Source organism: Luteibacter sp. PvP120, assembly GCF_054055715.1.
Map to the genome: position 1 here is coordinate 84738 of NZ_JBSRXP010000001.1, position 24059 is coordinate 108796.

Sequence of the window (24059 nt, forward strand, 5' to 3'; positions counted from 1 at the left end):
AGGGGGTTGCACGGTAACGTGCAGTTTCGTGCAATGTCAATGAAGTTCGTGCAACCATGCTGACCACCCACCGCAAGCAGGCCATCCTCGCCGCCCTCCAGCGGGACGGGCAGGTGATTGCCAAGACCCTGAGCGACGCCTTCGGCGTGTCCGAGGACACGGTGCGTCGCGACCTGCGCGAACTGGCGGCGGAAGGGCTGCTCCAGCGCGTGCATGGCGGCGCGCTGCCGGCCTCGGCAGCCATGGGCGACTTCGTGCAGCGGCAGGACATCCACATGGGCGTGAAGCGGGCCATCGCCGCCCGTGCCGCCAGCATGATCCTGCCTGGACAGGTGGTGATCCTCGATGGCGGCACGACCTGCGTCGAGATGGCGCGCTGTCTTCCACCCGCGCTGGAGGCCACCGTGGTGACGCATAGTCCCAGCGTCGCCGTGGCACTGGCTGCGCACCCCCGCATCGAGGTGGTGCTGATCGGCGGACGGCTGTTCAAGCATTCCGTGGTCACCGTCGGGGCCGCCGCCGTGGAGGCGCTGTCGCGCATCCGTGCGGATACGTATTTCATGGGCGTCACCGGCGTGCATCCCACCGAGGGGTTCAGCACGGGCGACCTCGAGGAAGCGCACATGAAGCGTGCGCTTGCCGCCCGGGCCGCCGACGTGGTCGTGCTGGCGTCCACCGAAAAGCTCGGCGCGGCGTCGCCCTATGTCATCGGCGGTATCGACATGGCCCAGAGCGTGGTGGTCGATGATGCCGCGCCGGATACGCTGCGCCGGGCACTGGCCCAGGCAGGCGTTTCCGTCGTGGTGGCCCAGGGGCCGCGGTCAGCTACGCCGTCCTGAATCCAGGCGCAGGCCGCTGCCCCGGCATACATCGATACCGGGGAACGTCAAGGCGGCCCTGTTGCGAAAGGTCACCCGGAAGTCGCGCAGGCAGTCGCCGGCGGGTAGCCGCACCGTGGCGTCGGTGCGTCCGCCCTGGAGGGGCGGATCCAGCGGCAGCTCGGCGAAGGCACCGCTACCGGCCGGTGCGACGCCCAGCGCGGTCGCGGTGTCGAAGGTGGCGTTTATCACGGTGAACAGGCGCGACGCGGAGACGCGGGCGGGCGATTCGACGGCGGCCGCGGGCAGGGCGACGAGGACGATGACGCAGACAAGGGCGATACGGATGGACGACATGGGGCAGCTCCGGCGTGATGTTGGTCCGAAGCAGAGCGCTTGCGCGGTCGTTTGCGTAGCGCCGCGGGACGAATCGTCGCGGTGCGCGGACGAATCGTAGCCGGCGCACACCGGCGTTGACGCGCGTCGCGAGGCGCCCAAGACTGGGCTCTCTTTTCCGTGGATATCGCCATGAAGGTCCGGCTTGGAACCCTCGACATCGGCCTGGGCCGCTATCTGGGCGTATGGACCGTGGTTGCGGTGGTGTTCGCGGTGCAGCGTTCCATCCACGACGACCTGGACAGCCACGGGTTCGATGCCGTCACCTACCTGCGCTGGTCGCTGATCCAGTGGTACAGCTGGGCGGCGCTGGCGCCGCTGGTCTTTCGTCTTGCCGCGCGCTACCGCTTCGATCCCGCGTTTCGCATGCGCGGGGTCGGCATCCATGCGCTGGCCAGCATCGTCGTCACCTTCCTGTCCATGCTGATCGGCGCAGTGGTGTCCACCTTCTTCGAGCCCAGCGGCCTGGGCGAGCAGCTGCACCAGTTCACCCGGCACATGGGCACGGGGTTGTTCACCTACTGGGCCTTGCTGGCGATCCAGCAGAGCGTGCAGCTGCATGAGGAAAAGACCCGGCGCGAGATCGAGGCCAGCCGCCTCGCCAGCGAACTGGCGCAGTCGCGACTGCACGCGCTGAAATCGCAGCTGCAGCCGCATTTCCTGTTCAACACGCTGCACGCGATCGCCACGCTGTTGCGCGAGGATGCGCTGTCCGCCGAGGACATGCTGATCCGCCTGAGCGACCTGTTGCGGGCGTTGCTCGAAGACCAGGACGGCCAGGAAATCACGCTGCGGCGCGAACTTGTCCTGCTGGACCTGTATCTGGGCATCCAGCAGATGCGCTTCAAGGACCGGTTGTCCACGCGGATCTACGTGCAGCCCGACACGGTGGAATGCGCGGTGCCCAGCCTGATCCTGCAGCCCATCGTCGAGAATGCGATCCGCTACGGCATCGGTGAGCAGGTGGGCGACGACCGGGTCGAGGTCGATGTCCGGCACGAAGGCGACAGCCTGGTCATCGAGGTGCGCAACCACAACAGCACCCTGGAGCGGGCCGGACCGGAAGCGACGCCATCCGGCCACGGCATCGGCCTGCGCAACACCGCCCTTCGGCTGCGCGAGTTGTACGGCGACGACGCCGGGCTGCGCCTGGACATGATCTGGCCCCGAGGCGTGGCCTGCCGCATCCACCTGCCTTATCGCGAGCTGGACGACGCCGACGACATGCCGGAGATCATGCCCGCATGAGCCTCGCGACCCTGGTGGTGGACGACGAGCCGCTGGCCCGGCATGCGATCGTGAGGTTGCTTCGCGAGGATGCCGACATCGAGATCGTCGGCGAGTACGGCGATGGCCTGTCCGCCGCGCGTGCCATCCGGGAGCAGTCGCCGGACCTGGTGTTCCTCGACATCCAGATGCCGGGCATGACGGGCATGGACGTGGTGGGAACCATCGGTGCATCGCGCATGCCCGCCACCGTCTTCGTCACCGCGTTCGAGCACTACGCCGTGCGCGCGTTCGAGGCGCACGCCGTCGATTACCTGGTGAAGCCGTTCAGTCGCGACCGCTTTGCCGAGACGCTGCGTCGCGCGAAGGCCCGCTTGCACGCGCGCGGGGGCGCTGCGGTGGTGCCTCAAATGCAGGAGGTGCTGGACGCGCTACGCGAACGCAAGGATTACCTGCAGCGTCTTCCGGTCCGCGTGGACGAGCACATCACCCTGGTCGATGTCGACGACATCGTCTGGATCAAGGCCTCACGCAACACGGTGCGGCTGCACCTGGCCTCGTGCGAGTACGAGATGCGCGAGACGATGGCTACCCTGGCCGAGCGCCTGGATCCACGACGGTTCGCCCGCATCCATCGGTCGGCCATCATCAACGTCGCCCGGGTCAGCACCATCCAGCCGTGGTTCAACGGGTACCACGTGGTCACCATGGACACCGGGCAGAAGCTGCGCATGAGCCGCTACCAGCAGGCGTCCTTCATGCGGCTGTTGTCCCCGGGAAGCAACGCGGGCGACTGACGCAAAAAAGCGCCACCGTTCGGCACGGCGGCGAGGGGAGACTGCAATGGCGGCCGTCCATGGCCTTTGGTTTCTTGTTATGCGTGGTATGGCGTCAGAAGTCGTACGTGGCCGTGAGGCGCGCGTAGCGGGGCGACTGGTAGTAGATGCCGGCACCGTACGTGTTGGACACGGTGAACTTGTCGTCCTCGTACGTGGAGTCCACGAGCAGCGGCTTGCGCTCGTTGGTCACGTTGAACACCGACAGGCCGAAGGCCAGCTTGTGGTCCGCGAACGACGGACGGTACTCGACCGCCAGGTCCAGCTGCTTCACCCAGGGCAGGCGCGTGTCGCCCGGGGCGAACAACTTGCCGGCGCACGAGTGGTAGGCCGAGCCATAACCGATCGGATCGTCGTTGTCCGGGCCGAAATAGCCCAGGCACGAGCGTGGCGCGCCGGAGGTGATCCGCATGGAGCCGGAGAACATCCATTCCGGGGTCAGCTGGTAGGAACCGTAGGCCTTGAACTGGTGCGTACGATCGTTGGCGAGCAGGCCGTTGCTGTGGATCATCAGCTCCCTGGAGTCCCAGTCCTGGGTCTTGGAGATGTCGTCCTGGCCGATATCCGACTTGACCTGGCCTTCGGTGTTGCCGAAGCTCCGGGAGAACGTGTAGTCGGCGCGGAACGCCCACTTGCCGTCGAACGGGTGCTCCATGTACATGTCCAGCGCGTAGTACTTGCGCTTGGCGCCGGAGGTGAAGCCCCAGTCGTCGGTGGACATGCGCACGCGCGTGCGGCCGTTGCCGTCGGCATTGGCCAGGCTGAAGGTGTTGGTCTCGCCCGGGTTGAAGATGACGCAGCCGGGGATCGTCACGCTGGCCGGGTCCACGCCCTCGGTCTGAAGCTTGTCGGCAATCCTGCCGGTGTCGCACACGTCGTCGATGGCGGTCTGCAGCTTGCGATAGGTCAGCTTCATGCCGCCCACCCACTGGTCGCCCAGCGTCTTGTCGAAGCCGAGGATGGCCTCGTCCTGGTACTGCGACTTCAGGTCGGTCGCCGTGATCGACTTCGGATCGTTGGCCTGGCCGTATTCGCCGCCGGACGACACCGGGCCGGGGCCCAGGGCGGTGAGGCCCGTCGGGTTGCCGACCGGATCGATACCGGTATAGGTGAAGTACTCATCCGTATAGGTCGACGAAGACGCGCCGCGGATGGCCACGCTGTTGGGCAGTGCCAGGTAGTAACGGCCGAGGTTGCCGTACACCTTCAGCGACGAGTCGCCGAAGACATCCCACGACGCACCCAGGCGAGGCGCCCACTGGTTGCCGCTATCGACGTACACCTTGTGGTTGTTGTTGTAGTTCTTGAACTTGTCGTTACGCAGGCCGAACGTGAAGAGGAACCGGTCCGAGACCTGCCATTTGTCTTCCAGGTAATACGCTTTCTGGTCGACCGCCATGCTGGTGATGGTGCTGAAGATCTGCTTGTCGACGAAATAACCGTCGCCACCCGGCGCGCCCACGCCCAGGCTTTCCGAAATGGCCTGATCCGGTGCACTGGTCTGGCGATAGCGATAGTAGTAACCCGGGCCGGTCGTCGTCTGGCCTTCGTTGTGGCCGTTGAACTTCATGTTGTCGATACCGCCGGTAAGCCGGTGGTCGCCGACCTGCCATTCCAGGTCCGCACGCAGGCCGTGCGTCTTGCTGTTCGCGTCGGGTGCGTTCTTCGTGGTGGTGGTGGCGCTGTTCGAGATCGGCGTGCCGCCGTTCGCCGCCGGATCCTGCAGGTCGGGGCGATTGATGAATGGCGTGATGCCGTCATCGCCGGGGTTGTTCACCAGGTCGTCGGTGCGGCTCTTGCCGTAGGTCGCCGAGAACGTGAGGTCGTCGGTGATGTAGCTGGTGTACTTGGCGATCGCGTACTTCGACGCGTCCTTGGTGCTGTTGGGGTAGGTGCCGGTGAATGGCCCTGCCTTGCGCGTGGCGTAGTCGTAGTTGTAGTACGCACCGCTGCGCTCGTCATTGGAACGTATGCCGGTCAGCTCGAGGATGTTGGCGTCGTTGATGTTCCAGTCGAGCTTGGCGTAGTACTTGGGCAGGTTATAGGTGTAGTGGTTGTTGGCGATCGGGTTGGCGATCGCGGTGTTGCTGGACGTGCCCTCGGTCTTCTCCGTTTCCGCGGCCACGAAGAGATACAGCTTGTCCTTGATCAGCGGACCACCGACGTAACCGCTGACGGTTCGGGTCCACTGCGTATTGCCCTGGCGGTTGCGGTAGATCGAACCGGCCAGCGACGGATCGGTGTAGCTGTAGCCTTCGGGCAATGCGCCGTCGGGAAAATACTGGCTGCCGAGGGTGGAGCGGGCGAACTTCGGCTCCCACAGCACCTGCGCGCCGAAGTGCCACTCGTTGGTACCGCGCTTGCCGACCTGGCTGATGACGCCGCCATCGGAGCGGCCGTACATGGCGCTGTAGCCGCCGGTATAGACCTCCTGCTGGTCGATCGCGCCGTACGGCAGCGACACGCCACCCAGGTTCTTCAGCGGGTCGGAGGTGCTGAAGCCGTTGATGTAATAAGCGTTCTCCGACACGCCGGCACCGCCGAACGAAACCACGCGGCCGAAATCGCCCGAGCCCGTGACGACCCCGGGTGCCAGCAGCGCGATGGCTTCGGCACTGCGGCCCAGCGGCAGGCGCGCCAGCTGCTCGGAGGTGATGACGGTGCGCGAATCCACCGACGAGACGTCGATCGCCGGCAGCGCATTGGCCGATACCGTGACCGAATCCAGGGCCTGGGCGTTGCTGGCCGCGGCGGCACCGGCGAAGGACACCTCCGAGCCGGCACCGACGGTGAGGCCCACATCCTTGCGGGAATCGACGACCTTGCCATCCTGCATCACGTTGACCGTGTAGCTGCCCAGCGGCAGGCTGCCGATGCGGTAGCGGCCATCCTGGCCCACGGTGACCTCGCGGGTGACACCGGTACTGCCGGCCGCCTGCACGGTGCTGCCCGGCGTGGCCTGGCCGAAGATCGACCCCGTGGTCGACTGCGCGAAGACCGTGCCCGTGCTGCCGAAACCCACGGCCAGCGCCATGGCCAGGGCGGTGTGGCGCAGCATGCGCGACGAGGTGATGTAGCGTGAAGTCATGGACGAAGCTTCCCCAGATGGGTCCGTGACGGACCGGAAAATCGGCCGATGGCCGAAACCACCATGACTGCGATGTGGTGCCGCACATTCCCCCGAACGTGCGGCATCGACAGCATGGCAATGTTGCACCGCGTCACTGAGCGGCTTGACGCAACATTGGCGTAACAATTGAAAAGGGTCAAGCCAGGCAGCGTCGGAAAATCCGCATGGGTATGGGCACTTGCGCACGAATAACGCGTGAAATGGCCTGTTTGACCTTCATTTCACTCAAATCGGGCGTTTTTCCTACGAATCATTCCTAGAAATTACTCAAATAATTACGACCGCACGTTTATGCGCGGAAGGACGTCGCCCCGACTCAACCTTCGCCGAAAGCGCGGTCTATCTCCGTGGACACCGCGACCATCGCCGCACCGAACCCCGGCTGCGGCTCGGTGCCCGCGGGCCCGAGCAGGCAGAGCAATACGTTCGCCGCCTCGGCGATGCCGGTAAGGCCTTCGGGTGCCGCGAGGAAGGCGATGCGGCGTGCGCGACGGCGACTCTCGTCGAGGTCGCCGCACACCGCGGCTTCGTTCATGGTGACGGCATCGACGATGATGTCGCCCATGGTGTAGTTGGTCGCCGTGTCCTGATCCTGCTGCATCTTCCCTCTCCCGGTGGCTCGGTCCGCAGCATAACGGCGCGGGCGTCGGCGGGATGTCGATCCTGCCGACGCGGCCCGGGCGGACGGCCGATCTGTGACGATGGTCGCATCGTACGCGAGGGTGGAGAAGCGGTGTGCTCCGGAACGGTTACAGGTCGAACGACGCGGATACCAGGAACGTGCGCGGCGCGCCCTGGGTGAGATAGCCGCCGTTGGACGTTGCCCAGTACCCCTTGTTGGCCACGTTCTGCACGGTCAGCCGGAAGGTGACCGGCACACCCTCCAGGTGCGTGGTGGTCCGTGCGCCGATGTCGTAGGTGGTCCAGGCCGGTAGCGTCAGCGTGTTGGCGTTGTCCAGGTATTGCTTGCCGGTGCGCACGGCGCGTGCGCTCAGCGTCACGTCCGGCGTGTTGGGGATATCCCACTCCGCGCCGAGGTTGGCCTGGAAGCGCGGCGTACCGATGGAATCCTTGCCTTCGTTGATGCCGTCCTGCGTGTCGGTCTGTTCGGGCTGGATGTAGTTCGCGCCGCCCAGCAGGCGCAGTCCCGCCACCGGTTCACCGAAGAAGCTCCATTCGACGCCGCGGTTGCGCTGCTCGCCGTTCACCACGTACGTGTTGGTGGACGGCTCCACATAGGCATTGGGCTGCTTGATCTGGAACAGGGCCAGCGTGCTGCCGAATTCACCGGCGTCCCACTTCACGCCCAGTTCGTTCTGCTTGGACTTGTACGGGGCGAACACCTGGCCTGCATTGGTGACCTTCTTACCAGCGAACTCGTCCGGGGCCTGGCCACCCTGGGTCAGGGCCTCGATGTGGTTGGCATACACCGACCAATGATCGGCCAGGCGGAAGTTCACGCCGACGACCGGGCTGTTGGCGAACTGGCTGTACTGCGAGTTCTTCACCTCGGTGGCGTAGGCGTAGCCGATCACTTCCAGCTTCTGGCGGCGCGCGCCGAGGGTGACCTGGAGGCGGTCGTCCATGAAGCCGAACGTATCGGACACGGCCAGGCTGCGCAGGATGGTGCGCCCGGTGATGCCTGGATCGCTGATGGGGCCGATGTCGTAGACGAAGTTCGGCACGGGCACGTAGGTCGGGGCGTAGATGTTGGTCTGGATCGGGTCGAGCGAGCCGGCGTAGGCGGCCTTCTTGCGGAAGTTCAACGCTGAGACGCTGACGTTGACGCGCTGGCTGACGTCGCCGTCGAAGGAGGCGTTGAGGCCCGCCTCGCCCGTGGCGGTATCGGCGATGTAAGGCACGGTGAAGCGTGTCTCCGTGGCGCGCCCGCTGCCGTCCAGCAGCGTGGGGCTCACGTAGTCGCCGTACTCGTTGCCGTGATGCGCGCCCGCGGCGACGTAACCCGTCAGCCACGGCGTGAAGTCGTATTCCGCACGCACCACGCCGAAGGTGTCTTCCAGGGACGAGTTGGACCACGGCTGGGCGTAGTTGGTCTTCGCCGAGGGCGCGCGCGGCACATAGGTAAGGCCGCTGGTGTAGACCACCGCGCGGCCACCCGTGATGACCTGCTTCTGGTAACCCAGGTCGGTGGTGATGCGCAGGTTGTCGCCCTGGAAATCGAACGCGACGCCCAGCGCGGTGACGCGGCGTTGCTCGCCGTCGATCGCAGTGTTGCCGTCGCGGTGCACCGCGTTCACGCGCAGGCCGAACGCGTCGTTGCTGCCGAAGCGGCGGCCGATGTCCACGCTGCCGCCGGTCTGGCTGTCGCTGCCCCAGTCCAGGCCGATGCGGGTGATCGGGGTGGCTTCCGCCCGCTTGGGCGCGATGTTGATGTTGCCGCCAACCGCCGAGCCGCCCGGGCTGATGCCGTTGAGGAAGGCGCTGGCGCCCTTGAACACCTCGACGCGGTTGACCAGCTCGGGGGCCAGCAACTGACGCGGCAGCATGCCGTACAGGCCATCGAAGCCGATGTCGTCGCTGGCCACCTGGAAGCCTCGGATGACGAACGTCTGCGAGAAGTTGCCGTAGCCGAAACCGGTGCGGACGGATGGATCGTTGGCGACCACATCGCCCAGCGACCGGGCCTGCTGGTTGCGGATCAGCGTGTCGGTATAGCTGGTCATGTTGAACGGGACGTTCATCAGGTCCTGGTTGCCGAGCACGCCGAAACGGCCACCCTGGGCGACCTGGCCACCGGCATAGGCGGCGGTGGGCGGGGCGACATTGGCCTTGACCTGCACGCCGGAGAGGGTGGTCGCGTTGTCGGCGTGGCGCGTCTGGTCGGCCGTGGCTGCTTCGTCCGTCGCATGGGCGGTCCCCGCGAGGAGGAGGGCGCCGACGAGGGCGGCGCGAATGGACACGGTAAGGCGGCGAGGCGCCTGAGAAGCGATGGCGAGCATGAAGATCCCGGAGCGAGGGCGTACGACAAAGGCGAATGGAAATGCGAATCGCTCGTATTATGATCGATCCGCGTACCACCCGCCAGTGGCGAGACCCCGCAAAGGGCCGTCCCTGGCCCTGGGCCACCGTGCCGGTCATGCGCCCGGCGCGGTGGCCCCGTCCCTCAGCGGCCTAGGTCACTCAGGAAACGCCGCGTGTATTGCAGCGCGCTGGTGCCCGACACCGAGTTGCAGGTGGGCGAGGCGTAGCCGCTGTTGTTGCCGTTGGCGCACGGGGTATCGCGGTCCAGCGACCAGAAGTGCACGCCGGCCAGCTTGTTGGTCGCCGCGTAGGCCGTCACTTCGTCGATATCCTGCAGCGTGAAGGTCTCGCTGGACACGTCGTTGACCCCGATCATGGGTGTCAGCTCGATCTTCGTCAGCGGGATGCCGTAGGTGTGCTGAAGGTTCTTGGCCGCCTGGATGGCCGAAAGGCCCATGTCGCAGCTGCCGCCGCTCACCACGCAGATGGCCGGGCCGGCGGCGCCGTAATCCATGGTCATGAGGTTGATGGTGTAGTGCTGCAGGCCCGAGGCCAGCACGGCACGGACCACGGTATCGCCGGTGTTGTTCAGGCCGCCGTAGCTGCCGTCGGAGGCGGCCAGCGTAGCCAGCGTGAACGAGAAACGCAGGTTGGGGTACAGGCCCTCGGCGTATTTGGCATTGGCGATCAGCGCACTGAGTTGCGCCGGGGTCTGCCCCGCCTCGATGTCGAAGTCGATGCCGACCAGGTGCGAGGACTGGTAGGTCTGGATGAACTTGGCCATGCCCGCGCTGCTGCCGCAGGTGAACGTGCCGGCCTGTCCGCCGGTGGAGACGACGTAGTTCACCCCGGCGCTGTTCAGGCGAGCGATGTTCGCGCTGGCAAACGCCGCGGCGGGCACGCCGCCCCAGTTCTCGCTGCCGCATTCGCCGGTGGCGAAGGCAAGGGTGATCGCCCCCAGGTTGGGAACCTGCGTGGACACCAGGCTGCCGCTGCCGACCACGGGAATACGTGTGCCGGTGACCAGCGTCGACATGATGTTGGTGTTCCAGTCGAGGTTGATCGTGATGTCCTTGTAGGGACTGAACAGCAGGCTGCCCGCGGCCGGGGGTGGGTTGCTCGGCGGCGGGTCGGTGGGCGGCGGGTTGGTCGGTGGCGTGCTGCCGCCACCGCTGCATGACCCCTGGGAGGTCCACGGCTGGCCGGACCCCGCCGCGCCGCTGTGGGTGGCCGGATCGTCGCCCTGGGTCCACCAGTTGGCGACGTAGTTCGAGCCGTTTTCGCTGGCCGTGTTGCCGCCGTTGTAGACCGTACCCGCCTGCCAGGCGGCGGCGCATGCGGTGGCGGCATGCGCGGATTGCAAGGGAACGACGGGGGAAAGGGCAAATGCGATGGCGAGGCCGAGGCTGCCGGTACAGCCGCCCAGGGCCGTGCGCGAACGCAGGAGTGATGACGTAAGGAACATGGAGCGCCTCCAGATCGATGGTGTTGCCAAAGGAAGGGGCGCACCAGCCCGCGGCACCGTGCCGTAGCCTTCGTCCCCCGACCGCGTCCCTGCGCGACAGGCCCAACCGTGGTTGGGCAACTCCGGTCTAGTCCGGAATGACAACGTTGTCTATCCGCTTTTTGACAAATCGCAGCCGTGTGGACGCGGGGTGGGTCCGAGGGGGTTGCCGCGATGCACGGCATTTTTACGGTGCAATCGTTGCGGGGAGGTATGGCGTTCGTGCTGCGCCGCGCCAGCGTCGGCACGGGCTGTCATGTCGGTAGTTGGCTCATTATGACAACGACGGTCAATCGAACGTGGGGCGTGCGCCCGCGTGCCGCGCGGTCACTTGCCGAAAAACCGCTTTAGGCTGGTGGTGTGACCACGAGCGTCGGTGTACCGACCGGTATCCGGCGCAACTTCAGGGCGCGTGTGGTGGCGGCGACCAGGGCGGGCGCGGTATCCGCGTCCACGAGGGTGCGCAGGATGTCGCGAAGCAGGCGCAGGTCCTGGCGAGCGCCAATGGCATCGGACAGCAGGGACATATCCTTCGCCAGTGCCTTTTCCCGATCGGCGTGATGGGGCGCCGGCAGGCCGGCAGCCTTGCGTGCCTTGCGCACCAGCTCGAGTTGCATGCGCAGGCGGCGGGCCCGGCGGCGCCAACGGTGGAGGTTGGCCACCGAGGCGGACTTACGCATGCGCTTGCGTGCCTTTGCCACGCGTCGTTCGGAGTGCGCCAGCGCGTGGTCGATCTCTTCCGTGGTCATCGCCTGCCACGGAAGCGCATGCACCTGGCGGGCCAACATCCGGACCTCGCTGCGGCGGCGTTCGAAGCCAGGGTCCTTGGTCAAAGCGGCGGTCAGGCGGCCTTCGCAGCGCAGCGTCAGCAGGTCGATGGCACGGCCCCAGGATTCGGGACCGGCTCCTGCACAGGCCTCTACATCGACGGCCAGGGAGCCGGCCAACGACGTCGCGGTTTCCACGGCCACATGGGCGTCGCGCAAGGGCGACAATCCGACGGCGAGACGGTCGATCGCCTTTTCCAGCGACGGCAGTGCATCGGCGAATGTCGTGGTACCCAGCCGCAGCAGGCTCTTCAGTCGCCGCAGGGATTTGCGGGCCTCATGGATGCCGCGATGGCGGTGCTGCGTGTCGCCCAGCGCACGCAACGCGCGGCGGCATTCGCGGGACGCGGCGTCGGCGAGGGTCGTGGCAAGCGGGGAGGGCGTTTGCATGGGCGCATTCATACCACGGCCGGGGGCCTTCACATGCTGCCGCCCGTGTTGACACGGTTGTGTCATGTGCCGTTGCTACCTCTGGGGGCCCACGACCGGAGGCGCGCCATGAACAGCACCGTCCTGACCGAACACGCTGCGGGGTCGCGCCAGACACGCCTGATCAGCCTTGGCGTCTTCGCCGTGGTACTGGTCGCCGCGGCGATCTATGTCGGCGTCCAGCTCGGCCATGACCTGCATGTGGCGCCCACCAGTCCCGTGTTCGAATACGTGCTGCTCGGCGTGGCGCTGACCATCGCCCTGGCCTTCGAGTTCGTCAACGGTTTCCACGACACCGCCAACGCGGTAGCCACCGTGATCTACACGCGATCGCTGCCCGCCAGTTTCGCCGTGGTGTGGTCCGGCAGCTGGAACTTCGTCGGCGTGCTCGTCTCCAGCGGCGCCGTGGCGTATGCGGTGCTGCAACTGCTGCCCATCGGCCTGGTGTTGAACGTGGGTACGTCGACCGGTTTTGCGATGGTGTTTGCGCTGTTGCTGGCAGCGATCGTATGGAACCTGGGCACGTGGTACCTCGGCCTGCCGTCGTCCAGTTCGCACACACTGATCGGCTCGATCATCGGCGTCGGCCTCATGAACCAGATGATGAACGCGGGCAATGCCAATGCCGCCGTCGACTGGAGCCAGGCGCTCAGCGTCGGCAAGGCGCTGCTGTTTTCACCGTTGATCGGCTTCGGCCTGGCCTTCGCCCTGCTGATGCTGCTGAAGACGTTCGTCAAGGCGCCGGAGCTCTACGCCGAACCCAAGGGTGACAAGCCACCGCCGTTCTGGGTGCGCTGCCTGCTCATCCTTACCTGCACCGGTGTGTCGTTCGCGCACGGCTCCAACGATGGCCAGAAGGGCATGGGCCTGATCATGCTGATCCTGATCGGCACGGTGCCGGGCGCGTATGCCCTGAACAAGGCGGTGACCCAAGGCGAGACGCAAAGCTTCGCCTCGGTGGCCCACCACGCGAGCGAAACCTTCGCCCGGTACGCGGTCGGCGCGGCACCGGTGGCGTCACCGCGCGGCGAGATCGAGCGCTACATCCAGTCGCGTCAGGCCACGCCGGCGACGATGGCGGCGCTGGTCAGCCTTTCCGACGCGATCGGTGCGCAGGTGGCTCATCGCCCGACGCTGGCCGACGTGCCACAGCACGAGGTCAACAACGTGCGCAACGACATGTACCTCACATCCGAAGCGCTGCGCCTCATGGAGAAGGACAAGAAGCCGGCGTTCACGGCGGACGACAGCGCCGTGCTCGGCAACTACCACGCGCTGCTGGACAAGGCCACCAAGTTCATCCCCACATGGGTGAAGGTGGCCGTGGCGATCGCGCTGGGCCTGGGCACCATGGTCGGCTGGCGACGCATCGTCCGCACGGTGGGCGAGCGCATCGGCAAACAGCACCTGACCTATGCGCAGGGCGCGTCGGCCGAGGTGGTCGCGATGCTCACCATCGGTGCGGCGGATCGCTTCGGCCTGCCGGTGAGTACCACCCACGTGCTGTCGTCGGGTGTGGCGGGTTCGATGGTCGCCAACGGTTCGGGCCTGCAATGGTCGACCGTGCGCAGCATGCTGATGGCCTGGGTGCTGACCCTGCCGGTGTCGATCGTACTGGCCGCGGGCCTGTTCTGGCTGCTGCGCCACGTGTTCTGAACGCAGCCGGGGTGCCGTCAGGTCAGGATTCCGGCGATGCCTTCTTGCGTGGCTTGCGCGGTTTGGGCTCCGCGCTGGCGATCAGCGACTGCAGGTAGGCGATGCCTTCCTCGGGCGGAAACCAGGCCACCACGTCTGCCACGCTGAGCGTGTAACGCAACCGCAGGGCCTCGAACTCGGCGCGTGCGGGTGCCAGTGGATCGACCTTCGGCGGACGCCCACGGCGCTTGGGCGGCGCCGCAGGCTCGGGAGCCGGCGGCGGCGTAACGACAGCAGGGGTGTCGGCCGACGGCTTTTTCGATTGCCGTTCCAGCGCCGCCAGTTCCTCCTGGAATTGCTTGAAATCGTACTTTCCGGACCAGTTCATGCTCATGCTTTGATCGTGGGTCGAATCATTATCGCACGCCGGCCCCTCGCTTCCCCGTCATCAGGCGGCGCGGAAGGTGACGACCAGCACATCGCGATGGGAGGCTTTCGAGGCGTCCAGCGGCGTGACGGGCGTGACGCCGTGGAAGACGCGGGGATCGTGGATGAGGGCGGCATCGAGCGGACGGGTGAGGGTGAATTCGCCCAGCGGGCGCCCGTCCGGCGTATGGATGGTGGTGGTGCCGCTGGCGATGTTTTCACGATCGACCAGTAGCACCAGCACGTAGTCCACACCGTCCCGGTGGCTGCCCTCGGGCGTGGGCTCGCCGGCCACGCCGGCAGTGGCCTCGATGCGGAACTGGTGAACCTCGACGTGCCAGGTTTCCACGGTGGGCGAGAGGCCGCCGAAGATATCGCGGCAGAAGTCGAGGATCGCGCTCATCGTGGCACCGCCGGCGATCTCGGGCAGCACCGGAGCGAACCACCGCGCGATGTCGCCTTGCAACGTGTTGTAGGCCAGGGTCTGGAAATGCGCCTGATGCGGACGCGGCTCGACATGGCCGAACCGGGAGGCAGTGAACACGGCATGGCGACGACGGCGGAACCGGCCGGTGGCGGCCAGGTAGGTGTCGGGCTCCAGTGCGTTCCAGCTCGCAGCGAAGGTGTCCCAGTCGGTCAAGGGCGCGATGTGCGACACCAGGCCGCGCATCGCATCGCCCTGCACGAAGGCGAAACCTTCGTCGCGCACCTGGTCGTGGAGGGTCGATTCGGAGACGGCGAGAGGAGCGTTCATGGCCTCAGTATACGGCCGGCACTCCACGCTGCGCTGCGGCAAACGGCCTCGCCGGACCGTTGCGCTCAGGGCACGCGCAACGGCTGCGGCTTGTCCAGCGCGACCAGCAAAGGACCATCGCGGTCGTAGACATCGGGCTTGTAGCTCAGCTTGCCGTCGTCGGCGATGTCCACCGTCCAGTAGGCCAGCAGCACCGGAACCGCGGTGGGCAGGGTCACGTTCTGCGTTTTCTTCGAGGCCAGGCGCTCGTCGATGGCCTGCCGGCTGAACTTCTCCGGATCGTTGAACAGCAGTTCGACCAGCTCCAGCGGGTGCTCGACGCGGATGCAGCCGGAACTGGTATCGCGCTTGGCCTTGGCGAAAAGCTCCTGGTGCGGGGTGTCGTGCAGGTAGACCGCGAAGGAATTGGGGAAGCGGATCACCACCTGGCCCAGCGAATTGCCCGGGCCGGCATCCTGGCGCAGCGTGATGCCGCGGGGGTTCTTCCAGTCGACGCTGGCGGGCGACACGGTGTTGCCGGCGCTGTCGAGCACGCGGATGCGGTTGTTCGCCAGGTAGGCCGGATTGCTGCGGACCTTGGGGAGCATGTCGTTCTTGAGGATGGTGGGGGGCACCGTCCAGGTCGGGTTGAAAGTGACGTAGGTGATCTGCGAGCGGAAGATCGGGGTACTGCGGTAGGGCTTGCCGACCTGTACGCGCGATTTCCATACCGGGTTGCCGTCGCGGTAGAAGGTGATCTTGTAGCCCGCCACGTCGACCACCACGAACGTGCCCTGCAGGGAATGCAGGAGCCAGCGCGCCCGTTCGAGGTTGGCCCGCACCTGGCCGATCCGGTCCTGGACGGGGACGTTCAGCGCCGCCAGCGTGCCGGCACCCACGCTGCCATCGGCGTCGAGGTACTGGTCGGCCTGGAAGCGTTTGACCGCGTCGGCCAGCGGGTTATCGAAATGGTGCCCGTGCGCGAGGGTCGGGTCGAGGTAGCCACCGGCAACCATCCGGGCCCGCAGCGTTTCCACGCGGACATCCTTCATGCCGGGCTTGAGCGTCGGACCCTCCGGGACGATCGGCCAGCCACCCTGCGCCGCCGTGGTGCGGAGCTGGGCGAGTGCATCGCGGAGTTTCGCGTAGAGCGGATTCTGCGGTCGGGCCATGGCGAAGGCCTGGTCGACGCTGCGTTCGTCGATGGCGGTCTGCAGCATCGACATGCCCTGCTGGGGATCGATCGCCGCGGCGTCGAAGTTCCAGGTGGGGTCGAGCCGGACCGGATCGACCTTGCCGCGGGCCAGCTGCACCAGTGCGGTGATGTAGGCGCCCGTGGCGGCGATCTCGAAATCCGCCTTCTGCTGCGGCGAGGCGTTGGCCCGGTCGGGTGCGTCGGCCAGGGCCTTCAGTTCGGCAAGGTGGTAATCCTCGGGCAGCAGGCCGTCGGCCTCGACGGAGGACAGGCCTGCCAGCAGCTGGTGGACGTTGGCATCGTCGGACCAGGCCGGTGTGTAGCGACGCTGCATGTAGAAGTCGGTCAGGGCCTTGCCCAGGGCCGCGTCCTGGCGCGGCAGCATGCCGCCCTGCAGGGGCGCCATCTGCTGCAGGCGCGCGTAGATGGCCTGGGCGAGCGGATCGTCCAGTACCGGCGGGGCAGGAACGGAAGCCGTGGTAGCAGGATCGGGCGCGACGATCGGTGGCGGTGAAGCAGCCGACGCCGCCGTGGTCGGGGCCGTCTGCGCACTGGCCCCGGCAGCGATCGTGGCGGTGAGAAGCGCCCATGCGAGGGCATGGCGCCTTGCTTCCATAGTCATTATCTATCGCTTCCTGAATTCGCTAGCAGAACATCTAAGCCTTTCACATATATGAATGGCACAGATGTGACGACTTTGTGGTCAATAAATGATCAGCGCGTTAGCATGCCCCGTCGCACTCCATCCGGCTGGCCGCATGATTCGATCGTTTCGCTCGTACCTCGCCTGTGTTCCCCTGCTTGGCGCCCTGTGTCTGTTCGTGACGCCCGCCCGGGCGACCGACTCGCTGGGTGAGGCGCTGTCCCGGCTGGCGCCGTCGGCTGACCCGCGGGTGATCGACCTGGCCGTGAAAGCCTCCGAATGCGCGCAGACCCAGGGTGGGGTGCCCTCGGACCGGTTGGCGGTGATCGATTACTCCCGGCCGTCGTCGCAGCCGCGCCTGTGGGTGTTCGACACGGTGAAGCGCAAACTGCTGTTCCAGGAACTGGTAGCACACGGCAAGAACAGTGGGGACGCCAACGCCATCCGATTCTCCAACGCGCCGGAAAGTCTGGCTTCCAGCATCGGCCTCTTCCGTACGTCGGATACCTACATGGGCAAGAACGGGTATTCCCTACGGATGACCGGCCTGGAGCAGGGCGTGAACGACCAGGCCCTGGCCCGCGCGATCGTGATCCACGGCGCCGCCTACGTGAACGAGGCGATGGCGAAGGTGGCCGGTCGCATCGGACGCAGCTGGGGGTGCCCCGCCGTGCGTACCGCCGTTGCGCACAAGCTCATCGACGCCCTGAAGGGTGGCCAGATGGTGTTCTCCTACTACCCGGATCGCCGCTGGCTGGCATCGTCGCAGTACCTCAAGTGCACGGGCGGACAGCTGGCGAAGGCGGAAGCAAATACCGCCACCCGCGCCGGAATCTGATCCTCGGCCCCGGCTCGCGCTAGAATTCCCGGACCCTTACCGTGGAATCGAGCATGAAATACGTTCTTGCGATCGCTGCCTGTGTCGTCCTGGCCGGCTGCGCCACCAGCGGCATGACCGATACCCTGCCCAAGCTCAGCAGCAAGACGAGCAAGAGCGTCACGGCCTACGTGCAGTGCGTGGAGCCCAAGTGGCAGGCACTGGCCAAGGACGCCAAGGGCAACGCCAAGGACGACGAAGGCCGCGTGACCGCCAACGCCGACGGCAAGCACGAGCGCCTCGACGTGACCGCCAACGGCAGCGGCGCCCAGGTCGTCATGTACGAAATCCAGAAGGCCAAGAGCGGCGACTACGACAGCCGCTTCCGCGACGAAGCCATCGCCTGCCTCGGCGATTCGTCGTCCCCGGCATCGGTCTCGCCAGCACCGGCCCCGACACCGGCCGCCGCACCGTCGACGCCGTTGTCGCCGTCTACGCCGCCGTCGATGCCTTCGCCCACGCCTTCGTCAACCCCGTAGGAGCGGACGATGTCCGCGAACCGTCACGGCATCTACCGCGACTGAAGCCATGCACGGCATCCTGCCGGCGTTTCCGTGCCCCCCCCGAGAATATGCGGGGGCGGCACCTCGGTCCGAAACGTGATTGCCGTCGCACTTCACCCGACGCATCGGCGCGACCATGCCGCGACAGGGCGCACGGGTCGTCGAAGGGAGGGTGCATGGAGTCGGTTCGTTATCGGCGCACACGCGGGCTGCAGGCCGAATATCTGGTGGAATACGATCCCGACGGTTATCGCATCAGCCGCGATGGCCGGTTGCGTCGGGCCAAGCCGCTCGGTGCGGCCTGTCAGGCGATGGGGCGGCGCGAACGCAAGCGCGCCGCGCGCCAGTTCGCCATCGACGACATCGAAAAACTCATCGGCATGGAAGAGTAGCGATCAGGCGACGGGGCGGGCGCTTCGCGCTCGCTCGACGGCTTCCAGCAACTGGGCCCGATCGAACGGTTTCTCCAGGAACACGGCGGTGCGCGGGAACGGCGCCAGATCCTGCGGAAGCCGACTGGAAATGACCACGATGGCCGTCGAGGGGCGCTCGCGCAACGTGGCCTGCAGGATCACGCTGCCGCGCCGTTCGCCGGGGGTGTCCGCATGGATGACCAGCAGGGCGAGGTCGTCCATGGCGTTGAACGCCGCCTTGGCCTCCCGGTATGTCATGACCCCACGGGCGTCGAACCCCGCATCCGACAGCACCATCGCCACCGTCTCGGCGACCATGGCGGCGCGATCGTAGACGAGGGCGGGGGGACTGGCGAAGTCGTTCATGGCGCGATTCTATCGCTGCGCGCGCCGCTTTGGCAGAGCGATCTTACGTGGAGGCGGGTGGCCACGCCGCGTTGATCGCCTTCATCCTGGCCATCAGCTCGCGAATTTCCTCATTGCGGTCCGCGATGCGCTTCTCCTCAGCCGCCTTCTGTGCCGCGAAATCCTCGTTGGTGCCTTGAACGGCCTCGTTGACCAGCCGGCAGGTTTCCTCGGCGGACGCGGCCCGCGTGTGAAAACCCAGGCGATCGGCCAGGATTTCCATGCGCAGGCCCGGATGGGTCTGCTCCAGCGCACGGGCCCTGACCAGGAAGAACTGCTGCCAGTCACGGTCCGGTGCTCCGGAAAGCACGGCCTCGACCCGGGGGATGTCCGGCCGGTCGAACTGCTCCGTATCGTCCACCGCTTCGAAGGTGTCGATGTCGATCCAGTCTCTGCTGGCCATGGGGAGGTTCTCGTCGGGAGTGGGGCGCGATTGTTCGGTGTATCGTGTGCACGGTTCGTCAGCGGCGGGCGCCCTTTCACCGGTCGTCCACGGTGCCCGGCCAATGCTCTTCACATTCCTTACCGAGGCTGATCCCATGCGCTATCTGGTTCTTGCCGGCCTTGCCGGTACCGTCCTGCTTGCCGGTTGTGCCACCCAGAACGAACGCCATGTCGGCATCCACGACGTGCCGTCCAGCACGGTGCTGGGTAACCAGGCCCCTTCGGACGGTGACGCCACGCTGAGCATCGTGCGCAGCCAGGGCCTGTGGGGTGCGGGCTGTTCGAGCGCCATCTACCTCGACGACAAGATGGTCGCGGACATGGAGATCGGCGAGCAGCTGGTGCTGCGTGTACCCTCGGGCACGCGCAAGCTCGGCGTGATGCCCCATGGCGCGTGTTCCGCCGACCGTATGGACGTCGATGCCACGGTGGGTCAGGGCGAATCGCGCGCCTTCGCCATCCCCGCCAGCGGCCTGGGCCTGACGACGCAGGCGCCGCCCAAGGCCTGAGGCCTGAGGCCTTGCCAAGGCCATCGCGGTAGCGCAAGAATCAGGCGTCGCCGCGACATCGGCCCAAGGGGGATTGTTTCGTGCATCGACGGCTCGTGGGCAAGTATTCCGTGGAAGTCCGCACCCTTCGTGCGCCGTCGGGCGTATGGAAGTCGGCTTATATCGTCGAACTGGCCGTGCATGCCGGTCCGCGCGACTTCGTCATGATTACCCTTCTGGACGAGTTCGTGGACGAGCGCCAGGCCGTGGACACTGCCATGGAGCGGGGCGCTCGCCATGCGCTATGGCTTGACGAGTCCCTCGCCGTCGCCGACGTGACTGCCGCACCGACCCAGCCATAACGCGCTCGCGACGACCCGCCGACTAGCTTCGCCGCCATGGGCCACCGGCCCCTTGAGGCGGAGCCAGTACCTTGCAGCAGACCACCCTGTACGTTCCGTTCAACGCGTCCACCCGCAGTCCCTGGATCTTGCGGCGCAACGCCGAACTCGTGGGCCAGTACGCCACGCGTGAGGAGGCACTGCGCCACGCGGTCAGCCTGACGGCCACGCTGCGCGCGCAATCCGGCCACGTGGTCGATATCAAGGTGGAGGACGAAGCGGGCCACTGGTCGGCGGCAAAGACGGGCGAGGCCAAGGAGGCCGGCGTCCCCGACTGAGTCGGTGACGCCCAGTCTCAGGATGTGAGATAGCCACGCGGGATAAAAGGGGCCCTCCTTTTCGGATGCGCCCATGGCCGCCTACCTCCAAGCCCGCCGCCACGACGAAGCGGATGCCGTACTGGCCAAGAGCCTGGACGGCCGGACCCTGGCCAGCCGCCTGACGGACAAATACGGCGATCGCGTGGCCACGGCGTTCACCGTGTTCGGCCGCGAGGGTACGCTGGTGCCGTTGCCACCCGACCTTCCCGAGGGCGTAGCTCGGGCGCTGGCGTCGCGTGGCATCGAGCAGCTTTACAGCCACCAGCAGGAGGCCTGGGACGCTGCCCGGGCGGGGCGGCATGTGCTGGTGGCCACGCCCACGGCCTCCGGCAAGACGCTCTGCTACACCTTGCCCGTGGTGTCTTCCGTGCTGGAAGCTGGCGCGAAGGCGCTCTACCTGTTCCCGACCAAGGCGCTGGCCCAGGACCAGGTGGCGGAACTGCTCGAACTCAACCGCGCGGGCGACCTTGGCGTCAAGGCGTTCACCTTCGATGGCGACACCCCGGGCGATGCGCGCCAGGCCATCCGGCTGCACGGCGATGTGGTGGTCAGCAATCCCGACATGCTGCACCAGGCCATCCTGCCGCATCACACCAAGTGGGCGCAGTTCTTCGAAAACCTCCGCTATGTGGTGATCGACGAGATCCACACCTACCGGGGTGTGTTCGGCTCGCACCTGGCCAACGTGCTCCGTCGCCTGAAGCGGATCTGCGCGTTCTACGGCGTCACGCCCCAGTTCGTGCTTTGCTCGGCGACCATCGGCAACGCCACCGAGCATGCCCAGGCGCTGATCGAGGACGACGTCGTCACGATCGCCGCCAGCGGTGCGCCCAGCGGCGACAAGCACGTGTTGCTGTGGAATCCGCCGGTGGTCAACCCCGACCTCGGCCTGCGCGCATCCGCGCGCTCGCAGACCAACCTGATCGCCCGCGTGGCGATCAAGGCCGGCATGAAAACCCTGGTGTTCGCGCAGTCGCGCCTGATGGTCGAGGTGCTCACCAAGTACCTCAAGGACGTGTTCGACCACGACACGCGGAAGCCGGCGCGCATCCGCGCCTATCGCGGCGGTTACCTGCCCACGGAACGGCGCGAGGTGGAACGCGCGATGCGGGCAGGCGACGTGGATGGCATCGTGTCCACCTCGGCGCTGGAACTGGGCGTCGACATCGGCAGCCTGGATGCGGTGGTGCTCAACGGCTATCCCGGTTCCATCGCGGCCACGTGGCAACGTTTCGGCCGTGCGGGACGACGCCAGCAGCCTTCGCTGGGGGTGCTGGTGGCCACCAGTGCGCCACTGGACCAGTACCTGATGCGCCATCCGTCCTTCCTCACCGAAGCCACCCCCGAGCACGCGCGCATCCAGCCCGACCAGCCGCTTATCCTCCTCGACCACATCCGTTGCGCCGCCTTCGAGCTGCCGTTCCTCACCGGAGACACCTTCGGCCCGGACGACGCGGAGCCGTTCCTGCAGGTGCTGGCCGAGTCGGAGGTGCTGCATCGCGAGGGCGATCGCTGGGAGTGGATTGCCGACAGTTACCCGGCCAACGCCGTGAGCCTGCGCTCGGTCGCCGACGGCAACTTCGTCGTGGTCGACCGTACGGAAGGCCGGCAGACCATCCTTGCGGAGGTGGATTATTCCGCGGCGGCGCTCACCCTCTACGAAGGTGCCATCCACATGATCCAGTCGGTGCCCTACCAGGTCGAAAAACTCGACTGGGAAGGACGCAAGGCCTATTGCACGCGCACCCGGGTCGATTACTACACTGACGCCATCGACTACACCAAGCTGAAAGAACTGGAGTGCTTCGACGGCACGAACGCGGGGCAGGGCAGTGCGCGGCACGGCGAGGTGCACGTGGTGCGCCAGGTGTCCGGCTACAAGAAGATCCGCTACTACACGCACGAGAACATCGGCTATGGCCCGGTCAACCTGCCCGACCAGGAACTGCATTCCACCGCCGTGTGGTGGCAATTGCCGCAGACGGTGCTGGACGAGGCGTTCCGCTCGCGACAACACGCACTGGATGGTTTCCTCGGGGCGGCCTATGCACTGCACACCTCCGCCATCGTCGCCGTGATGGCCGAGCCGCGCGACCTGCAGAAGGCGGTGGGCTCCGGCGACGGTGGCTGGTCCGCCCAGGTGGACGCCGGTGGGCGTGGGCAGATCCACGCCCCCGACGGCGGCATCGCCCTGCCGGATGCCCTGGAGCGTTTCCTGCCCACGGTGTATCTCTACGACAACTTCCCCGGTGGCGTGGGCCTGAGCGAGCCGCTGTTCCGCCGTGCGCCGGAACTGCTTCGCCATGCGCTGGCCACGATCGAGGGCTGCGAGTGCAAGGCGGGTTGTCCTGCCTGCGTCGGCCCGGTGCTGGCTGCGGACGAGGCGCGCGCGGAGCATACGCCGCGGGCACTGGCCGGGCGCGTGCTGCGCCTGCTCGGGGCGGACGCGTGAGCGACCTGGCCGCGCGCCTGCGGGCGCTCCGCCAGCAAGCGGGCATTCGTGACGGCGTGCCGCCCACGCATTCGCCGGGCAGCGATGCCCTGCGCGTCCGTTCCGCGACATCGACCACGGAAGCCGTGCCGTCGGCGTCCCGGCCGTCCGTCGACCTTGCCGCCCTGCGCCGCATGGCCGGCGTACGCGAGCGCATCGCCCAGCCGCGAGCCCCACTGCGCTCTTACACGCGCGAGGTGCCCGGCGACGAACTCTCGCCGGGCCTGCGTTACCTCGAACAACGCTTCGGCGGGTACGAGCCGCCCGATACCTACGACCTCGCTTTTGCCCGGCTGGACGGCGCATCGAAGGAACACCTGCTGCACTTCGATACCGAGACCACGGGCCTGGCCGGAGGCACCGGCACCCGCGCTTTCATGATCGGCGCCGCGGATTGGTACGAGGACCGCCTGCGTGTGCGCCAGCTGTACATCACCGCCCTGTCCGCGGAAACGGCGATGCTGAAAACCTTCGCCACATGGATCGGTCGGGACACGGTGCTGGTCAGCTATAACGGCAAGTCGTACGACGCGCCGTTGCTCGCCACGCGGTATCGCCTTGCGCGCCTGGCCAATCCACTCGCCGGCCTGCGCCATGTCGACCTGTTGCATCCCATGCGCCGGCGCTACCGCCTCGACTGGGAAAACTGCAAGATGCAGACGGCGGAACGTCGCCTGCTGAGCATCGTGCGCGAAGACGACCTGCCTGGCTCGGAGGCGCCGCGCGCCTGGCTGACCTACCTGCGCGGCGGCGCGTCCACCAACCTCGTTCGTGTGGCCGAGCACAACCTGCAGGACGTGCGCAGCCTCAGCGGACTGCTCGTTCAAGCGCATGGATGGGCGGCGCGGGATGCCTTGGCGGTTTCGCCGACCGATGACGAAAAATAGACGCCGGCCCGCGCAGGCTGGCCACGCGACTACCCACGCGGCGCGGAGT

General features: G+C 66.7%; 23 protein-coding genes. 12 read left to right on the forward strand and 11 right to left on the reverse strand.

From position 1 onward, the window contains the following. Positions 1-56 precede the first annotated feature (56 nt). Entirely contained in the window at positions 57-839 is a 783-nt protein-coding gene (locus ACVKN3_RS00345) for a DeoR/GlpR family DNA-binding transcription regulator (protein ID WP_285404661.1), read from the forward strand. Here ACVKN3_RS00345 and ACVKN3_RS00350 read toward each other — a convergent pair. Then, complete coding sequence (locus ACVKN3_RS00350; protein WP_354513277.1) at positions 822-1175, reverse strand: hypothetical protein; 354 nt, start codon at positions 1173-1175, stop codon at positions 822-824. The genes ACVKN3_RS00345 and ACVKN3_RS00350 overlap by 18 nt on opposite strands. 171 nt (positions 1176-1346) lie before the next feature. On the opposite strand from ACVKN3_RS00350, the gene ACVKN3_RS00355 reads away from it, so the two are divergent. Both ACVKN3_RS00355 and ACVKN3_RS00360 read left to right on the forward strand, forming a co-directional pair. Then, the gene (locus tag ACVKN3_RS00355; RefSeq protein WP_354513275.1) at positions 1347-2462 is read left to right on the forward strand and encodes a sensor histidine kinase; all 1116 of its coding nucleotides are present in this window, start codon (positions 1347-1349) and stop codon (positions 2460-2462) included. After that, a complete protein-coding gene (locus ACVKN3_RS00360) occupies positions 2459-3238 on the forward strand; it encodes a LytR/AlgR family response regulator transcription factor (protein ID WP_354513273.1) in 780 nt (259 codons plus the stop codon). The genes ACVKN3_RS00355 and ACVKN3_RS00360 overlap by 4 nt, the downstream gene beginning before the upstream one ends. Positions 3239-3332: 94 nt before the next feature. On the opposite strand, the gene ACVKN3_RS00365 is transcribed toward ACVKN3_RS00360, so the two are convergent. From ACVKN3_RS00365 to ACVKN3_RS00385, 5 genes are all read right to left on the reverse strand, one after another. Then, positions 3333-6365, reverse strand: a complete 3033-nt coding sequence (locus ACVKN3_RS00365) for a TonB-dependent receptor (RefSeq protein ID WP_285404665.1) — start codon at positions 6363-6365, stop codon at positions 3333-3335. Positions 6366-6723: 358 nt separating this feature from the next. Beyond that, positions 6724-7008, reverse strand: a complete 285-nt coding sequence (locus ACVKN3_RS00370; protein ID WP_354513271.1) for a hypothetical protein — start codon at positions 7006-7008, stop codon at positions 6724-6726. A 148-nt stretch (positions 7009-7156) separates the two neighbouring features. After that, the gene (locus tag ACVKN3_RS00375; protein WP_354513269.1) at positions 7157-9367 is read right to left on the reverse strand and encodes a TonB-dependent receptor; all 2211 of its coding nucleotides are present in this window, start codon (positions 9365-9367) and stop codon (positions 7157-7159) included. A gap of 164 nt (positions 9368-9531) precedes the next feature. Further along, the gene (locus tag ACVKN3_RS00380) at positions 9532-10854 is read right to left on the reverse strand and encodes a carbohydrate-binding protein (RefSeq protein WP_285404668.1); all 1323 of its coding nucleotides are present in this window, start codon (positions 10852-10854) and stop codon (positions 9532-9534) included. A 386-nt stretch (positions 10855-11240) separates the two neighbouring features. Continuing rightward, positions 11241-12110, reverse strand: a complete 870-nt coding sequence (locus ACVKN3_RS00385) for a CHAD domain-containing protein (RefSeq protein ID WP_354513268.1) — start codon at positions 12108-12110, stop codon at positions 11241-11243. 108 nt (positions 12111-12218) lie between these two features. On the opposite strand from ACVKN3_RS00385, the gene ACVKN3_RS00390 reads away from it, so the two are divergent. Next, positions 12219-13805, forward strand: a complete 1587-nt coding sequence (locus ACVKN3_RS00390) for an inorganic phosphate transporter (protein WP_354513266.1) — start codon at positions 12219-12221, stop codon at positions 13803-13805. Positions 13806-13827: 22 nt separating this feature from the next. On the opposite strand, the gene ACVKN3_RS00395 is transcribed toward ACVKN3_RS00390, so the two are convergent. The 3 genes from ACVKN3_RS00395 to ACVKN3_RS00405 form a co-directional block, all read right to left on the reverse strand. After that, positions 13828-14178 carry a 2-hydroxyacyl-CoA dehydratase gene (locus ACVKN3_RS00395; protein ID WP_285404671.1) on the reverse strand — a complete coding sequence of 117 codons (351 nt, stop codon included), beginning with the start codon at positions 14176-14178 and terminating at the stop codon, positions 13828-13830. 54 nt (positions 14179-14232) lie between these two features. Next, complete coding sequence (locus ACVKN3_RS00400) at positions 14233-14964, reverse strand: 2OG-Fe dioxygenase family protein (RefSeq protein ID WP_354513264.1); 732 nt, start codon at positions 14962-14964, stop codon at positions 14233-14235. Positions 14965-15029: 65 nt separating this feature from the next. Then, positions 15030-16760: a L,D-transpeptidase family protein gene (locus ACVKN3_RS00405; RefSeq protein WP_354513262.1), complete on the reverse strand. Its 1731-nt coding sequence runs from the start codon at positions 16758-16760 to the stop codon at positions 15030-15032. A gap of 136 nt (positions 16761-16896) precedes the next feature. On the opposite strand from ACVKN3_RS00405, the gene ACVKN3_RS00410 reads away from it, so the two are divergent. The 3 genes from ACVKN3_RS00410 to ACVKN3_RS00420 all read left to right on the forward strand — a co-directional run bounded on the left by ACVKN3_RS00410 (position 16897) and on the right by ACVKN3_RS00420 (position 18553). Further along, positions 16897-17619: a murein L,D-transpeptidase catalytic domain family protein gene (locus tag ACVKN3_RS00410; protein ID WP_354513260.1), complete on the forward strand. Its 723-nt coding sequence runs from the start codon at positions 16897-16899 to the stop codon at positions 17617-17619. Between the two features lie 53 nt (positions 17620-17672). Continuing rightward, a complete protein-coding gene (locus ACVKN3_RS00415; RefSeq protein ID WP_285404675.1) occupies positions 17673-18137 on the forward strand; it encodes a hypothetical protein in 465 nt (154 codons plus the stop codon). A 200-nt stretch (positions 18138-18337) separates the two neighbouring features. Then, positions 18338-18553: a hypothetical protein gene (locus ACVKN3_RS00420; protein WP_036141637.1), complete on the forward strand. Its 216-nt coding sequence runs from the start codon at positions 18338-18340 to the stop codon at positions 18551-18553. Between the two features lie 3 nt (positions 18554-18556). Here the strand turns inward: ACVKN3_RS00420 and ACVKN3_RS00425 are convergent, their stop codons facing one another. Next, positions 18557-18940, reverse strand: coding sequence for a DNA-binding transcriptional response regulator (locus ACVKN3_RS00425; RefSeq protein WP_285404676.1), 384 nt, complete (start codon positions 18938-18940; stop codon positions 18557-18559). 43 nt (positions 18941-18983) lie between these two features. Further along, positions 18984-19382 carry a hypothetical protein gene (locus tag ACVKN3_RS00430; RefSeq protein ID WP_036141633.1) on the reverse strand — a complete coding sequence of 133 codons (399 nt, stop codon included), beginning with the start codon at positions 19380-19382 and terminating at the stop codon, positions 18984-18986. A 136-nt stretch (positions 19383-19518) separates the two neighbouring features. Between ACVKN3_RS00430 and ACVKN3_RS00435 the strand changes: the two genes are divergently transcribed. From ACVKN3_RS00435 to ACVKN3_RS00455, 5 genes are all read left to right on the forward strand, one after another. Further along, on the forward strand, positions 19519-19932 hold the full coding sequence (locus tag ACVKN3_RS00435) for a hypothetical protein (RefSeq protein WP_354513257.1): 414 nt from the start codon (positions 19519-19521) through the stop codon (positions 19930-19932). 80 nt (positions 19933-20012) lie between these two features. After that, positions 20013-20273 carry a hypothetical protein gene (locus tag ACVKN3_RS00440; RefSeq protein WP_285404678.1) on the forward strand — a complete coding sequence of 87 codons (261 nt, stop codon included), beginning with the start codon at positions 20013-20015 and terminating at the stop codon, positions 20271-20273. 71 nt (positions 20274-20344) lie between these two features. Further along, positions 20345-20590: a hypothetical protein gene (locus ACVKN3_RS00445; protein WP_285404679.1), complete on the forward strand. Its 246-nt coding sequence runs from the start codon at positions 20345-20347 to the stop codon at positions 20588-20590. 73 nt (positions 20591-20663) lie between these two features. Further along, on the forward strand, positions 20664-23084 hold the full coding sequence (locus tag ACVKN3_RS00450; protein WP_354513255.1) for a DEAD/DEAH box helicase: 2421 nt from the start codon (positions 20664-20666) through the stop codon (positions 23082-23084). Next, on the forward strand, positions 23081-24010 hold the full coding sequence (locus ACVKN3_RS00455; RefSeq protein ID WP_354513253.1) for a ribonuclease H-like domain-containing protein: 930 nt from the start codon (positions 23081-23083) through the stop codon (positions 24008-24010). Before ACVKN3_RS00450 ends, ACVKN3_RS00455 begins: the two co-directional genes overlap by 4 nt. Positions 24011-24059: the final 49 nt, after the last annotated feature.